We start from the raw sequence: 14,092 nt of genomic DNA, 5'->3' as shown, positions 1-14,092 counted from the left end.
TGGCGTACCACTCAGAGCGCAGCTAGAAAATCTACAACTATTGCTCTAGCATTTAGAGACAAAGTTCACATTTTTGCGACTGTCTCACAGTCCGAAAGGCTATAGGCGCAAAAAACGTGGAGCAAGCTTTATGCAGACTGAAAAGGGCTTTCCAATTACTTATAACCAAATAAAAGCGAGGGTTGTTTTCCATTGTGACCATCAGGTGGTATGCATGAGTTCAGTCAATGGCGGATAAGCAGGGCCCTGTAACGCCCGTCACGCCCGCTTCTGGCAACGAAACCTCGCTTTCTGCTGTCAAAGACAGTGAGCAACGCTTCTATGAGTTGATCGAAAGCCTGCCGATGGTCGCCGTTCAGGGCTACGATATTAAGCGCCGGGTTATCTACTGGAACGATGCGAGCCGACGTCTCTATGGTTATACCCGTGAAGAGGCTCACGGACAGTTACTGGAAGACCTGATTATTCCCGACCACATGCGCGAAGATGTCATACATGCCCATCAGGAGTGGTTGGATAATAATATCAGTATTCCCTCGGAAGAAATTGAACTGAAGCATAAAGACGGTTATCCAGTGCCTGTGTATTCCAGTCACGTAATGATCAAACAGGATACTGGTAACTGTGAGATGTTCTGCATTGACATCAGCCTGGAGGAACAGAAAAAAGCCAAGCAGGAATTGTACAGGATGGCGAGCTTTGATGATTTGACCCGATTACCCAACAGAAGGTTGATGGAGGTTGAATTGTCGGCTCGCCTGGCTGAGGCAGAGCGCACCAGTCGAGCAATGGCGGTGGTGTTTATTGATCTCGACAATTTCAAGCTGATTAATGACACCCTTGGTCACCATTACGGCGACAAACTGCTACTGGCGGTGGCTGAAGTCCTGAAAACAGAAACTCGCCGTTCCGACCTCCTAAGTCGGTTTGGAGGCGATGAGTTTGTCTTGTTGTTGTTTGATTTTGATGGCCCCGAACACGTCCATGAACTCCTCAAACGTTTGATCGGCAAGCTTGATCAGGGTGTAACGCTGGATGGAGACTCCTATCAGGTTACGGCCAGTTTCGGGATCAGCCTGTTTCCGGACGATGGTGAGACCGTTGCCGATCTGATGGGGAATGCCGACGCCGCCATGTATCAGGCCAAGGAAAATGGCAAAAATGGCATCTGTTTTTACACGCCGGATATCAACGACCGACTGGTTCGCTATCAGGAAGTCAGCGCCATGCTGCGACGTGCCATTGTAACGGACAGGCTGCAGCTGTATTTTCAGCCCCAAATTGATCTGAAAACCGGTGGCATTGGTTCCTGCGAAGCGCTATTGCGTTGCTTCGATGAAAGCAACCGGATGATTTTCCCTGCTATGTTTATTCCAGTGGCAGAAAAGTCAGGGCTGATAAATCGCCTTGGAGACTGGGTCATCGAAACTGCCTGCAGGCAGCTTAAGGCCTGGCAGGGCACAGACCTTGAAAAAACAAGAATAGATATCAACGTGTCCGGCAGGCAGCTCAACAATCAGCACTTGGCAGAGCATATTCTGCAAACGCTTGAGCGTTATGAATTGACGCCCGATCAATTGGGCCTGGAACTGACGGAAAACGTGGTGTTCGGGGATTATGAGGGGCAGATAGGACAACTGGAACGATTAAAAAGCGTTGGCGTGCATATTTCCATTGACGACTTTGGAACCGGTTATTCTTCTCTGGTCTATTTACGAAGATTACCAGTATGCAGCCTCAAGATAGATAGAAGTTTTCTGCATCATGCCATGGAGAACGAAGGCGACATGGCGATTATGCAGGCCATGATTTCCGTAGGACACCGTCTTGGCCTGAGTGTGGTCGTAGAAGGTGTGGAAACCCACGAGCAGGACAACCTGGTCAGAGAATCAGGCTTCGACCTTGCCCAAGGGTACCTGTACGCAAGGCCGATGCCTGCCGATCAGATGCCGGCATTTCTTGCTGGTATCGAGTCAGATCACTGAGCCAGTCAATCTATCGAACTGCCATACTGTGCTCCAGGAGGTACTTCGCCATGGCGCCGTGCATGGGGAGGCTCCTGGCAAGCCCCCGATACAGTAGACGCCGGATAGCCGCCCTGTCTGCCATCAATAGCATCGCTCTGATCGGTAGTATTGACCGCCATTTCGGTAAATTTTACACGGACGGTCACGTTACTGTTAGCAGTCTCGCCAGGTAGCAGATTGAGAAATCGCTTTAAATACAAAAGATAACTGGTTACTTGGCCTTACTTTTCCGGGAGCTTTCGTAGTTCTCCGTCGTGGCATGCCTTCTGCAGATTATTCATGAGGTGCAGCGCAAAAGCGCTAGTCCACTCTTCATTTGCAGAAGGAATCTGACATGCACAAGCTTCTGAAAGCCACTCTTATAGCGACCACCCTCACCCCTTCCCTGGTGTTTGCCCAGGCGGTGGGTGGCGACCGGGAAGTCACCATCAGCGGCCAGGGTCAAAGCGACAAGGACCTGGATAACAACGCCTTTTCCATGACCGCAAGCTACGGCCAGTATATGAGCGACCAGGGTCAGATTGGTATCCGTCAATCACTCAGCATTTCTGATCGCGAAGGCGACAGTGCAGATTTCGATGGCGCAACCGTTGGCTTTTACGACTATCACTTTGGTGGGGGAGATTTACGACCTTTCCTCGGTGCCAACCTGGGCTACAACTACGGTGATCGTACCGAAGAGACCTTCTCCGCTGGCCCCGAAGCGGGCCTGAAGTACTACGTTCTGGACAAGACCTTCGTTCAGGGCATGGTGCAGTACCAGTTCCTGTTCGATAGCGGCAGCGATGTGGATGACAACTATGACGACGGCATTCTGTATTACAGCGTCGGCATGGGCTTCAATTTCTGACCCAAGCCCCTGGCCCTGCCGGGTCAGGGCTTCCGTCCGCAGTCCGAATCCACGACCAACCCGGCCTCCGCACAGCCTTCCAGATCAGCCTCCCAGGACTGCGGATAGCTGCCGCCACGCCCGGATCCCCACTCTCTCCCGCTGAACCAATGTTATCTATGGACAACACCATGGCGATGATTCACTGCAGGGGTGGTCTGTTGTCGGTGAGGAAGGCTCGTACCCTTGTTTTGTACGGCAGGGGCAAACATTATATAGAGCAAAGCACTGGATAGCCCATATTACACGGCTTTTCACAGAATCAGGAAAAATGGAGGCGCGGGTCGGAATCGAACCGGCGTACACGGAGTTGCAGTCCGCTGCATAACCACTCTGCCACCGCGCCGGGAAAGCCGTTTGAACTGGCTCTTGCTCTCAGGTGGGCATTGAGAGACTTGAATTGTGATTTCCAACCGGCGATACCGGAGAGAAATTGGAGCGGGAAACGAGACTCGAACTCGCGACCCCAACCTTGGCAAGGTTGTGCTCTACCAACTGAGCTATTCCCGCAGTCATCAGAGGCAATGCCTCGTCAACGGCTGGGTATTCTACGGATTACGGTCGGGGCGTCAATACTTTTTCTCACGTTTCAGTGATATTGAGCATTTATTGCGCGTCAGCAATGCCGCAGTCATTCCCTATCGGACTCAATCCGCTATCATGCAGCTATCAGTAACCTTTCCATACGGGAGCGGTAAATGCCGACAGCCGGCAGCCTGAGAATCGAAGGCAGGACCATCGTACTGCGGGATGACTGGGTGTTGTCGTGTTTCAATGACCTCAGGAAGCAGGTTCTTGCTGCCCGCCCCGATGATGATCTGCCCGGGTATGACATCGACTGGTCAGGCCTGAACCACCTCGATAGCGCCGGGGCCACGCTGATTGCGGAATTGCTGGGTAGCGAGAGACTGATGCAACTGGCGGAGGCCGATACGGCCATGACGCCCGAGCGAAAGGGCCTGCTGGTTGCGGTCGCGCGAGCAACATCGGGACTGGATGCAACACCACCCAGCCATGCGCCGGGTATCCGGGAGTCCCTTGCTGCAGTAGGCCGTGCCATTACCGGGTTCGCCCGAGGCCAGAAATTGCTGGCCGGGTTTATCGGACAGACCCTCGCGACCCTTGTTTCCATTATACCAATGCCCCGACGCTGGCGAGTCACCGCCCTGGTCGCCCATATTCAGCGTACCGGGCTGAACGCGTTGCCCATTGTGGCCTTGCTGACGTTTCTGGTGGGGGCCGTGGTGGCTTTTCTGGGCGCCACCGTGCTGGATGATTTCGGCGCCACCATCTATACAGTGCACCTGGTGACCTTCGCCTTCCTGCGGGAATTCGGGGTGGTGCTTGCTGCCATACTGCTCGCGGGGCGCACGGCCAGCGCCTATACGGCCCAACTCGGGTCCATGAAGGCCAACCAGGAGATTGACGCCTTGCGTGCGTCCGGGTTGGACCCTATGGAAATGCTGGTGATTCCACGGGTGCTGGCAATGGTGATCAGCTTGCCGTTTTTAACCTTCGTGGGAATGGTCAGCGGCATCCTGGGCGGCGCCCTGGTATGCCTGTACAGCCTGGATATCTCTGCGACCCAGTTTCTGTCGATTGTCGAGCGGGATATCCCCCTCAATCACTTCCTGGTTGGACTGGGCAAGGCTCCGGTGTTTGCCTTTGTCATCGCGGTCATTGGCTGCCTGGAGGGCCTGAAAGTCAGCGGCAGCGCCGAATCCGTCGGTCAGCACACAACGTCCAGTGTGGTCCAGTCGATTTTCATGGTCATACTGCTCGATGCGGTTGCAGCGTTGTTCTTTATGGAGATGGGATGGTAACGGAGCCACTGATACAGGTTCGCGCACTGGAGAACCACTTCGGAGAGCACCAGGTTCATGACAATCTTGACCTGGATCTCTACCCCGGGGAAATACTCGGTGTCGTCGGTGGTTCCGGCACTGGCAAATCCGTACTGTTGCGCAGTATCGTCGGGCTCCACCGTCCAAATGGCGGTACCATCAGCGTGTTCGGCGGCGACCTGATGACCATGTCGCCACAGCAACGATCCCGAACCGAACGACGGTTCGGCGTGCTGTTCCAGGGTGGTGCCCTGTTCACGTCGCTCACCCTGCAGGAGAACATTGCGCTGACCTTGATCGAACACGCCCGCCTCACTCGAAGGGATGCCGAGCACCTGGCACGAATGAAACTGGCACTGGCCGGGTTACCACCGGAAGCTGCCCTGAACTACCCATCCGAACTGTCCGGCGGCATGGTCAAACGGGCAGCCCTGGCCCGGGCCCTGGCCCTGGACCCGGAGGTGCTGTTTCTGGACGAACCTACCGCCGGGCTGGACCCGATTGGCGCCGCCGGGTTCGATGCATTGCTGAGGACCCTGCGTGATGCCCTGGGGTTCAGCGTCTTCATGGTCACCCACGACCTGGATACCCTGTACGCCACCTGTGACCGGGTCGCGGTACTTGCCCGTGGCCAGGTTCTGGTGGCGGATTCACTGGATGTGGTAGAACAGAACCCGGATCCATGGATTCAGGATTACTTTCATGGCCCCCGAGGCCGGGCTGTTGCCGGAGCGCACAGTCGGTATGCAAAGGAGGACCACTGACGTGGAACCCAGAGCCCACCATGTGCTGATCGGTATTTTTACCGTGGTGACCATTGCCGCCATCCTGCTGTTTGCGCTCTGGCTTGGTGACACGGAAAACAACCGGGATTACGACTACTACGAGGTAGGCTTTCACGATGGCGTCAGCGGCCTGTCCGAAGGCAGCCCGGTTCAGTATAGCGGCATCGAGGTGGGCAACGTCGTCACCCTGCGCCTGGACCCGGAAGACCCCCGCCATGTAAAAGCCCTGGTAAGAGTCTACAGCGATATCCCTGTTCGCAGGGACACCAAGGCAACCCTGAACCTCGCAAACATCACTGGCGCCATGACCATCCAGTTTTATGGTGGCACGCCGGACAGCACCGTTCTGGTTGGGGACCGTGACAATCCCCCCTATATTAAAGCGGAGCCGTCCCAGTTCAGCTCCCTGCTCAGTAGCAGCGAGAACCTGATGACCAAGGCGGACGACTTCCTTACCAATGCCAACCGGTTCCTGTCTGAAAAAAATGCCGAGAACCTTACCGTTACTCTGGAGAACTTCAGGCTGACCACGGAAACGCTGGTCGCAGAAAGAGACAACATCAACCGCGCCCTGGTCAGCGTCTACGACGCGGCGGAGCGGGCCCGGAGAACCTTCGACCGTTACCACGAGCTGGGAAACTACCTGGGTGAGCTGCTGGAAGATCAGGGGCAACCCACCCTGACCCAGGCCCGCCAGGCCGCAGAGGCCCTCAATCGCGCCTCCACCAGGATCGATGCATTGGTCGCCGACAATGAGGGCTCAGTCGGTCAGGGCCTCGACAGCCTGGGAGAGCTTGCTCCAATCATGCAGGAGCTGCAATCAACCCTGCGCAGCCTGAGCCTGCTCACCAAACGGCTGGAAGAAGACCCGTCGCGGGCTTTACTGGGCCGGGACGCTATTCAGGAGGTATCGCCATGAGCCGCTTCCGGCAGTGCCACAGTCTCAGAATTCTGACAGCCGGCTTGCTGATGCTGACCGTATCCGGTTGTAGTGTTGCGCTACTGCCCGAGAAACAGTCACTCCGGATCTTCACCCTCCCCTACGGATATACGCCTGACGCCGACGAGATTGCCCACCCGGGCAAGGGGCCGGTGCTGAAGGTGGCACAGCCTCAGGCCAGCGGGGTGCTGGACACCAAGCGCATCGTGATCGAGGTTCGCCCAAACGAACTGGCAGCTATCAGTGCTGCACGCTGGACCACGAACGCACCTTCGTTGTTGCGGGACCATCTGGTGCGATCGCTGCGTGAGGATCCGCGAATAGCCACGGTGGTATCCGACACCAGTGGTTCCGGCAGCGATATTACGCTCACCTCAGAGCTGCGGGCGTTCCAGGAAGTGCGCACCAGTGAGCCCCCGGAGATTCAGTTGTACCTTCAGGCACAACTGGTGGAAAACGGCAGTCGACAGATTCTCGCCACCCGGGATTTTAACGTGACGGTGCCTTCAGCCGGAGAAGGCCTTGACGACAGCGTGGCCGCGTTCGGTGCAGCTGCCGACAGTCTGGCGGCGGAAATGGCAGACTGGATAGGGTCTGAGCTGGCTGACTACTGAGTGTTGTTCTCTTCCGGAAAAAGATCCGGCCAGGCAGCCTGCAGATACAGCAGCATGGACCAGAGCGTCAGCCCCGCCGCCAGATACAGCAATGCAGTGCCCGCATTGGCCACCAAGGTGCCTGGCTGCATCGCCAGCAGCATCACAATGGCCACCATCTGGGCGGTGGTCTTGATCTTGCCGATGTAGGACACCGCCACGCTGGCACGGCTGCCGACTTCCGCCATCCACTCGCGCAGGGCCGAGATGACAATCTCCCGCCCGATGATGACCATGGCGGGGATGGTGAGAATAAAGTCGGCATGCTCCTCGATCAGTACCGTCAGGGCCACCGCCACCATCAGCTTGTCCGCTACCGGGTCCAGGAAGGCCCCGAAGGGTGTTGACTGGTCCAGCTTGCGGGCAAGGTAGCCATCAAGCCAGTCCGTGCCTGCCGCAATGGCAAAAATCGCGGCGCTGACCGCGTATCGCCAGTCCACAGGAAGGTAGAATATCGCCACGAAAACCGGAATCATCACGATGCGGGACAGGGTGAGTACGTTCGGCAGGTTCATGGATTCCTTACTCGTCGTGTAATGCGGCGTAGATGGTTTCGGCCAGGGTTTTGCTGATGCCCTGCACCTTGGCGATTTCATCGATTCCGGCGTCACGCAAGGTGCGCACACTTCCGAAATAGCGGATGAGGTCCCGGCGTTTTTTCGGGCCAACGCCTTCAATACCCTCAAGGGTGGACTGGCGTCGTTTCTTGTCGCGACCCGCCCGGTGGCCGGATATGGCAAAGCGGTGGCTCTCGTCCCGGATGTGCTGGATCAGGTGCAGCGCTGGCGAATCCGGCGGCACACGGAAGACCCGGCCCGTGAGGGCATCAATCAACTGCTCCATGCCGGCTTTGCGGGTAACGCCCTTGGCAACACCAACCAGAGGGATATCACGGATCTGCAGTTCCTCGAAGACCTCCCGCGCCATGCGTAGCTGGCCCTTGCCACCGTCAATCAGCACCAGGTCCGGTCGCTTACCTTCGCCGTTAACCATGCGCCTGTAACGACGGGTAAGCACCTGCCGCATGGCCGCATAGTCATCTCCACCGGTGATACCCTCAATATTATAGAGCCGATAGTCGCTTTTAAGGGGCCCATTCTCGTCGAAAACCACACAGGATGCGACCGTGTTTTCGCCATGGCTGTGGCTGATATCGAAACACTCCATACGGGACGGGGTTTCAGGCAGGTCCAGCAGGTCCCGCAATGCCAGCAAGCGTCGATACACAGTTTCCTTGCTGGCCAGGTGAGTCAGAAGCGTCTGCCGGGCATTGGTCTGGGCCAGCTCCAGCCATTTACGGCGCTCGCCACGAACGTTGCGGCGGATGCGGGTCTCGCGGCCAGCCTGCTCCGACAGTGCCCGGGCCAGAAGCTCATGTTCTTCCGGCAGGGTGGTGACCAGCACATCCCCGGGAATTTCGCGGCGGGCAGCGCTGCCGAAGTAGAACTGCCCCAGGAATGATCCAAGCAGCTCCTCTTCGGTCTGCTCCAGGGAAAAGCGGGGAAAATAGTCTTTGGTGCCCAGCACCCGACCACCCCGGACGATGATCACCACCACACAGACCACTCCCGCATCCTGGGCCATCGCAATGACATCCGCATCGCCACCCTCGCCTTCCATGGATTGCTGCTCCTGAACATGACGAAGATGGGTTATCTGATCACGGCAGGCGGCAGCCTTTTCGAACTCCAGGTTGGCGGAGGCCTTTTCCATGGTATCCATCAGATCACGGATGATGACGGGATTCTTGCCCTCCAGGAACATGGTGGCATGTCGTACATCCTCCTGGTATTCCTCCGGCGTGACATAGCCCACACAAGGCGCCGTGCATCGGTTAATCTGATACTGAAGACATGGTCTGGTACGATTTCTGAAATAGCTTTCAGAACAGTCTCTTATGCGGAATATCTTCTGCAGAATATTAAGGCTTTCCTTGACCGCCCCCGAGCTGGGATAAGGCCCGAACCAGGTACCCTGCCCCTTGCGGGTGCGCCCGCGCCGGAAGGTCAGCGAGGGATAGTCAGAATGCGGGGACAGATAGATATAAGGGTAGGATTTGTCATCCCGCAACAGGATGTTGTACGGGGGGCGCTCAGACTTGATCAGGTTTTGTTCCAGCAGCAGGGCTTCGGTTTCGCTGCCGGTTACCGTTACCTCAATGTGCTGGATGCGTGCCACCAGCGCGGCGGTCTTGGGCGCCAACCCCGTTTTGCGGAAATAGCTGCCAACACGCTTCTTGAGGTTCCGGGCCTTACCCACATACAGCAGGCTCCCGCCGCTATCGTACATCCGATAAACGCCGGGCCGTTCCGTTAGCCGCTTGAGGAATGCCTTGCTGTCAAATCCCTGTTCCTGTGGCTCTGTTGCCGGCTCAGATCCTGTCGGCATCCAGCAACCCGAATCGGACGGCCATCAGGGCCAGCTCCACATCGCTGGAAATCTCCAGCTTCTCGAAAATCCGGTAACGGTAACTGTTAACCGTTTTCGGACTCAGGCACAGCTTGTCGGAAATATCCTGCACCTTCTGGCAGTCGACCACCATCATGGCAATCTGCAGTTCCCGCTCGGACAGGCGGTCGAACAGGGATTCGTCCTGGTCGTCCGAATCGCCCCCCAGTTGCTTGAGAGCCATTTTCTGGGCAATTTCCGGGCTGATATAACGCTGGCCCGAGTGGGCCTTGCGAATGGCGCGCACCATTTCGTCAATATCCGCTCCCTTGGTGATGTAAGCGGTGGCGCCCGCCTGCATGACCCGGGTGGGATAGGGATCGTCCGCGCACGCCGTTACCACGATAACGCGGATGGAGTCGTCAAGGCGGAGGATCTTACGGGTGGCCTCAAGGCCACCGATACCCGGCATGCGGATGTCCATCAGGACGATGTCCGGCCGTTTATTACGCACGGATTCCACCGCCTCCTCACCGGATGAGGCTTCACCAAGCACGTCTATATCAGGATTGTCGGCCAGCATCCGGGTAATCCCGGAACGAACCAGTTCGTGGTCATCTACAACCAGTACGCTGATCAATGTTCACCTCTTGCCTGGATCAATGCTGCGATGATCGGTGTACCCGCCCCTTGGGGACATCACCAATTGTACCGCCAGACGAAATAGACGAATAGCCTACGAATTAACACTACGAAAAATATCTGTCGCCATTTCACACGTGTTACGCAGGCCGATGAGTCACGATTTATGTGCTACCAGCTATCAATAAAACGGTCTGCCCGGTCATAACCCTGGCGACTGGCTGACGGTGAAGACTCGAGCCCACGGATCACCCAACGCCTGGTCTCAGCCGGATCAATCACCGCGTCAATCTCCAGGAAGCTGGCCATATTCATGCCCTTCCCGTGTTCATAGGCCTTGGCGACCATTTTGTCGAACGCAGCCTGACGTTCCCGTGGGTCATCAATGGCCTCCAGTTCCTTGCGGAAACCAAGCCTGACAGACCCCTCAAGCCCCATGGCGCCAAACTCACTGCTGGGCCAGCCAATCGTAAACATCGGCGAATGGAAACTGCCCGCAGCCATGGCCTGGGCACCAAGCCCGTACCCCTTGCGAAGTACGACAGTGAAGAATGGCACCCTGAGCTTGGCAGCCGTTACAAACATCCTGGAAACGTGCCGTACCGTGGCTTCGCGTTCGGCATCCGGGCCCACCATAAAGCCGGGTGTGTCACACAGCGATAATACGGGCAAACCGGCGGTATCACACAATTGCATGAACCGGGCCGCCTTGTCGCCGCCGGCTGCATCTATGGCACCGCCCAGTACAGCCGGGTTGTTCGCCATCAGCCCGAATGGGCGCCCCTCAATTCGCACCAGGGCGGTAACCAGACCCGGCGCAAACTCACGACGTAACTCGATGACCGAGTCTGTATCAGCAACAGTGTCGATCACCTGACGGATATCGTAAACCCTGAGCCGATTCTCAGGGATAAAATGCCTGAGCAGACGCTGATCGACCGCTTTCCATTGTGACAGATTGCCCTGCATGTATGACAGGTATTCCTTGGCGACAGAAACTGCCTCGGCCTCATCGTCCACCACAACATCAATGACTCCGTTGGGGGACTGCACGGAGACCGGTCCAACCTGTTCCGGTGTGAAACGTCCGAGCCCGCCGCCTTCGATCATCGCCGGCCCTGCCATGCCCACGGTGGCATCCCGTGTTGCAATGATCACGTCACAGCAGCCCAGCAGGGCCGCGTTACCCGCAAAACAGCGCCCTGACACAATGCCGATCAACGGCACCCGGCCTGACAGCGCGGCCATCGCGGTAAACGTATGGCAATCAAGTCCAGCCACACCGACATGATCCGTATCCCCGGGGCGTCCGCCACCACCCTCGGCAAACAGCACCAGCGGCAATTGCCAGCGATCGGCCAGCTGCAGCATGCGGTCCGTCTTCTTGTGGTTCATCATGCCCTGAGTACCGGCAAACACCGTGTAGTCATAGGACATCACCATGCATCGCGCCTGCTCGGGCCCCACCTGACTCCGGTTGACGGTGCCAATACCGGCAATCAGGCCATCGGCCGGGCTGGCGTCCATTAACTCGTCGATAGGCACCCGGCGGCGTCGGGCAGCCAGGGCCAGGGCGCCGTATTCGGTAAAGCTGTCGTCGTCCATCAGGTCGAGGATGTTTTCACGGGCGGTGCGCTGGCCGGTCCTGCGGCGCTTTTCCACTGCCTTGGGACGACGGTGGTCCTGTAACCGGTCATGGCGATCCAGCACCGCTGCCAGGTCGTCGCGGATATGCTCCAGGTCCCAGCTTTCCTCCGTCAGGGGACCATGGTCCTGGTCCCCGTCACCGGAAATGTGAAACACGGGCTGCCCTTCCCTGAGAGTCCGGCCTTCCTCCACCAGCACGGACTCTACCCGTGCGGACGCTGGCGCCTTCACCTCGAACTCCATTTTCATGGATTCGACGATGGCGAGCACCTGACCCGGTTCGATGTAGTCACCCGGGGTGGCCTGCAACCGTACCACCGTGCCCTGGACCGGGCACTTGATGGCCAACTGACCGTCAGGAGGCTCAATGGTCGGATCGGAACCCGATGCGGGCGGCGCTGCGGTGGTCTGGGGATTCTGCCCGAAGAAGTAGCATGGATGGGCGTCGTCCCGGGTGTCGGTCAGCATCGGCATTTGCTGTTCAACCAGCGCAGTACTGACCCGCCAGTCCGCCATGGCCGGCAGACGGGCCAGGTTACGGAGGAAACCAAGGTTGGTGTCAACACCCTCCACGCGGAACTCACACAACGCCCGGTAGGTCTTGCGCATCAGCTCCTTCAGTGAACCCTGCCCGGAAATCACCAGCTTGGCCAGCAGGGAATCAAAGCGGGCGGTGTTGGTGTATCCGGCATAACCGGCGCCATCCACCCGGATACCCGGCCCGCCGGGGGGCTCATACACCGAGAGGGTACCCGCGGCGGGCATGGCGTCACCCTCCGGAGTCAGGGTTTCAAGGTTGATCCGTACCTGGACCGCACTGATCGGTCCCGGCCTACAGGGTGTGTCGGCCAGGCCCAGTTGCCTGAGTGAACGCCCGCCCGCCAGGGCAAACTGTATGTCCACCAAATCCCTGCCACTGATAAGCTCGGTGACCGTGTGTTCAACCTGAAGGCGGGGGTTGGCCTCCATAAACACGAAGTCACCGTTGTCGTTGTCCAGCAGGAACTCGATGGTGGCCAGCCCGCACAGCCCTGCCGCACGGGACATGTCGAGGGCGGCGTCAATCATGCCCCGGCGCTGCGCATCGCTCAGATGGGGAGCGGGAGCCAGCTCCACCAGTTTCTGGCGACGGCGCTGCAGACTGCAGTCCCGGTCCCATAGATGGCTGACATTACCTTCGTCATCCCCCAGCACCTGAACTTCAATATGCCGGGCGTTGGTCAGCAGTCGTTCAGCATAGAGCGCATCGTCGCCAAAGGCTCTTTTGGCTTCCCGCTGGCAGGCACTCCAGGCGTCCTCCAGCTCGTCCAGGGCAAAAACCGGACGCATACCCCGGCCACCGCCACCTGCCACGGCTTTCAGCATCAGGCCCGCCTGCTCCCCATGGCTCGCCTTGAGCTGCTTCAGGAAGTCCCCGGCGTCGGCCAGTGAGATTCCGCTGTCTGTTCCGGAAGCCAGGGGCACGCCGCACTCTCTGGCCAGCCCCCTGGCCCGGGCCTTGTCCCCCAGTAACGCCAGGCACTGGGCGGAGGGACCAACGAAAGTAATACCGGAATCCTCGCAACGGCGGGCGAACTCCGCGTTCTCGCTGAGAAACCCGTAGCCAGGGTGGATCGCGTCGCAGCCTTCGGCCCGGGCCAGTCGGATCAGTTGTTCGCCGTCCAGGTAGGCATCGACACCCTGACCGCTTAGCGCGATGGCATGGTCGACGCGGCGAATATGCAGGGAGCCGGCATCATCCGGCGCATAGACGCCAACCGACCGTATACCGGCCTCGGACAAGGTCCGGGCAATGCGAATGGCGATTTCACCGCGGTTGGCAATCAGAACACTGCGAAAAGTGGCCATAGGGAGGTTGTTCCGTTGTTATTGATCGTCAACCGGCTTCCCTGGCAGGTGCCGGTTTCAGGTATGGAACATCATGATAAAGTGGAAAGCCTATTAACAGAACCGGGTATCAGTTATACCCCTCCATGCACCCGGCTTATGGACCGGACGGCCTGCCCAGACCGGCCGTGTTATCCACCGGGTCGAACCAGATAACCAACTCGCCCCGGCGGACGGCGGCCATTACCCGGTCACGCTCCTTCAAGGGACTTTCCTGGTCATTGAGGCCGTGGTAGCGGGTGCAGTACTCCTGCACCAGACCCTCCAGCAACTCCTCGTTAATCAGATCCGTCTCCACCACGAAGGGTTCTTCGCGGGGGTCGGAGTCGGACACTTTCCCGTTCTCATCCATGGCTGGCAACTCGTTCCGGAAATGAGCCGTCATGATAT

At 58.0% G+C, this 14,092-nt stretch carries 11 protein-coding genes and 2 tRNA genes; 6 read left to right on the top strand and 7 right to left on the bottom strand.

Annotated elements, in window-relative coordinates; genetic code table 11:
• Positions 1–227: 227 nt before the first annotated feature.
• Together ACFOZ5_RS08075 and ACFOZ5_RS08070 are read left to right on the top strand one after the other, a co-directional pair.
• Positions 228–1,985 (top strand): putative bifunctional diguanylate cyclase/phosphodiesterase, encoded by a 1,758-nt coding sequence (locus ACFOZ5_RS08075; RefSeq protein WP_379886523.1) that lies wholly within the window; start codon positions 228–230, stop codon positions 1,983–1,985.
• 376 nt (positions 1,986–2,361) lie between these two features.
• The gene (locus tag ACFOZ5_RS08070; protein ID WP_379886522.1) at positions 2,362–2,877 is read left to right on the top strand and encodes a hypothetical protein; all 516 of its coding nucleotides are present in this window, start codon (positions 2,362–2,364) and stop codon (positions 2,875–2,877) included.
• A 311-nt stretch (positions 2,878–3,188) separates the two neighbouring features.
• On the opposite strand, the gene ACFOZ5_RS08065 is transcribed toward ACFOZ5_RS08070, so the two are convergent.
• Together ACFOZ5_RS08065 and ACFOZ5_RS08060 are read right to left on the bottom strand one after the other, a co-directional pair.
• Positions 3,189–3,262, bottom strand: a tRNA-Cys gene (locus tag ACFOZ5_RS08065).
• 88 nt (positions 3,263–3,350) lie between these two features.
• Positions 3,351–3,426: transfer RNA gene (locus ACFOZ5_RS08060), tRNA-Gly, on the bottom strand.
• Positions 3,427–3,614: 188 nt separating this feature from the next.
• Here ACFOZ5_RS08060 and ACFOZ5_RS08055 point away from each other — a divergent pair.
• The 4 genes from ACFOZ5_RS08055 to ACFOZ5_RS08040 are packed head-to-tail and all read left to right on the top strand — an operon-like array spanning position 3,615 to position 7,099.
• Positions 3,615–4,739, top strand: a complete 1,125-nt coding sequence (locus ACFOZ5_RS08055; RefSeq protein WP_379886521.1) for an MlaE family ABC transporter permease — start codon at positions 3,615–3,617, stop codon at positions 4,737–4,739.
• The gene (locus ACFOZ5_RS08050) at positions 4,733–5,524 is read left to right on the top strand and encodes an ABC transporter ATP-binding protein (RefSeq protein WP_379886520.1); all 792 of its coding nucleotides are present in this window, start codon (positions 4,733–4,735) and stop codon (positions 5,522–5,524) included. The genes ACFOZ5_RS08055 and ACFOZ5_RS08050 overlap by 7 nt, the downstream gene beginning before the upstream one ends.
• A gap of 1 nt (position 5,525) precedes the next feature.
• On the top strand, positions 5,526–6,464 hold the full coding sequence (locus tag ACFOZ5_RS08045; RefSeq protein WP_379886519.1) for an MlaD family protein: 939 nt from the start codon (positions 5,526–5,528) through the stop codon (positions 6,462–6,464).
• Positions 6,461–7,099, top strand: a complete 639-nt coding sequence (locus ACFOZ5_RS08040; RefSeq protein WP_379886518.1) for an ABC-type transport auxiliary lipoprotein family protein — start codon at positions 6,461–6,463, stop codon at positions 7,097–7,099. Before ACFOZ5_RS08045 ends, ACFOZ5_RS08040 begins: the two co-directional genes overlap by 4 nt.
• On the opposite strand, the gene pgsA is transcribed toward ACFOZ5_RS08040, so the two are convergent.
• From pgsA to ACFOZ5_RS08015, 5 genes are all read right to left on the bottom strand, one after another.
• On the bottom strand, positions 7,093–7,653 hold the full coding sequence (gene pgsA, locus ACFOZ5_RS08035) for a CDP-diacylglycerol--glycerol-3-phosphate 3-phosphatidyltransferase (RefSeq protein ID WP_379886517.1): 561 nt from the start codon (positions 7,651–7,653) through the stop codon (positions 7,093–7,095). The two genes, ACFOZ5_RS08040 and pgsA, sit on opposite strands and share 7 nt — an antisense overlap.
• A gap of 7 nt (positions 7,654–7,660) precedes the next feature.
• Positions 7,661–9,526 carry an excinuclease ABC subunit UvrC gene (uvrC, locus tag ACFOZ5_RS08030; RefSeq protein ID WP_379886516.1) on the bottom strand — a complete coding sequence of 622 codons (1,866 nt, stop codon included), beginning with the start codon at positions 9,524–9,526 and terminating at the stop codon, positions 7,661–7,663.
• Positions 9,510–10,166 (bottom strand): UvrY/SirA/GacA family response regulator transcription factor, encoded by a 657-nt coding sequence (uvrY, locus tag ACFOZ5_RS08025; RefSeq protein WP_379886515.1) that lies wholly within the window; start codon positions 10,164–10,166, stop codon positions 9,510–9,512. Before uvrY ends, uvrC begins: the two co-directional genes overlap by 17 nt.
• A gap of 173 nt (positions 10,167–10,339) precedes the next feature.
• Complete coding sequence (locus ACFOZ5_RS08020) at positions 10,340–13,663, bottom strand: carboxyl transferase domain-containing protein (RefSeq protein ID WP_379886514.1); 3,324 nt, start codon at positions 13,661–13,663, stop codon at positions 10,340–10,342.
• Positions 13,664–13,799: 136 nt separating this feature from the next.
• On the bottom strand, positions 13,800–14,087 hold the full coding sequence (locus ACFOZ5_RS08015) for a hypothetical protein (RefSeq protein ID WP_379886513.1): 288 nt from the start codon (positions 14,085–14,087) through the stop codon (positions 13,800–13,802).
• Positions 14,088–14,092: the final 5 nt, after the last annotated feature.

The organism is Marinobacter lacisalsi (assembly GCF_042651045.1).
In the GTDB taxonomy this organism is placed as follows: Bacteria; Pseudomonadota; Gammaproteobacteria; order Pseudomonadales; family Oleiphilaceae; genus Marinobacter; species Marinobacter lacisalsi.
The sequence above is the reverse complement of the archived record's forward strand: the minus strand, read 5'-3'. Positions and strand labels throughout refer to the sequence as shown.

Bases quoted from the DNA above. Each gene is read 5' to 3' on its own strand.
- ACFOZ5_RS08015 (WP_379886513.1), bottom strand. From the start codon at position 14,087: ATGACGGCTCATTTCCGGAACGAGTTGCCAGCCATGGATGAGAACGGG.
- uvrC (WP_379886516.1), bottom strand. From the start codon at position 9,526: ATGCCGACAGGATCTGAGCCGGCAACAGAGCCACAGGAACAGGGATTT.
- ACFOZ5_RS08075 (WP_379886523.1), top strand. From the start codon at position 228: ATGGCGGATAAGCAGGGCCCTGTAACGCCCGTCACGCCCGCTTCTGGC.
- ACFOZ5_RS08020 (WP_379886514.1), bottom strand. From the start codon at position 13,663: ATGGCCACTTTTCGCAGTGTTCTGATTGCCAACCGCGGTGAAATCGCC.
- pgsA (WP_379886517.1), bottom strand. From the start codon at position 7,653: ATGAACCTGCCGAACGTACTCACCCTGTCCCGCATCGTGATGATTCCG.
- ACFOZ5_RS08070 (WP_379886522.1), top strand. From the start codon at position 2,362: ATGCACAAGCTTCTGAAAGCCACTCTTATAGCGACCACCCTCACCCCT.
- ACFOZ5_RS08050 (WP_379886520.1), top strand. From the start codon at position 4,733: ATGGTAACGGAGCCACTGATACAGGTTCGCGCACTGGAGAACCACTTC.
- ACFOZ5_RS08040 (WP_379886518.1), top strand. From the start codon at position 6,461: ATGAGCCGCTTCCGGCAGTGCCACAGTCTCAGAATTCTGACAGCCGGC.
- ACFOZ5_RS08055 (WP_379886521.1), top strand. From the start codon at position 3,615: ATGCCGACAGCCGGCAGCCTGAGAATCGAAGGCAGGACCATCGTACTG.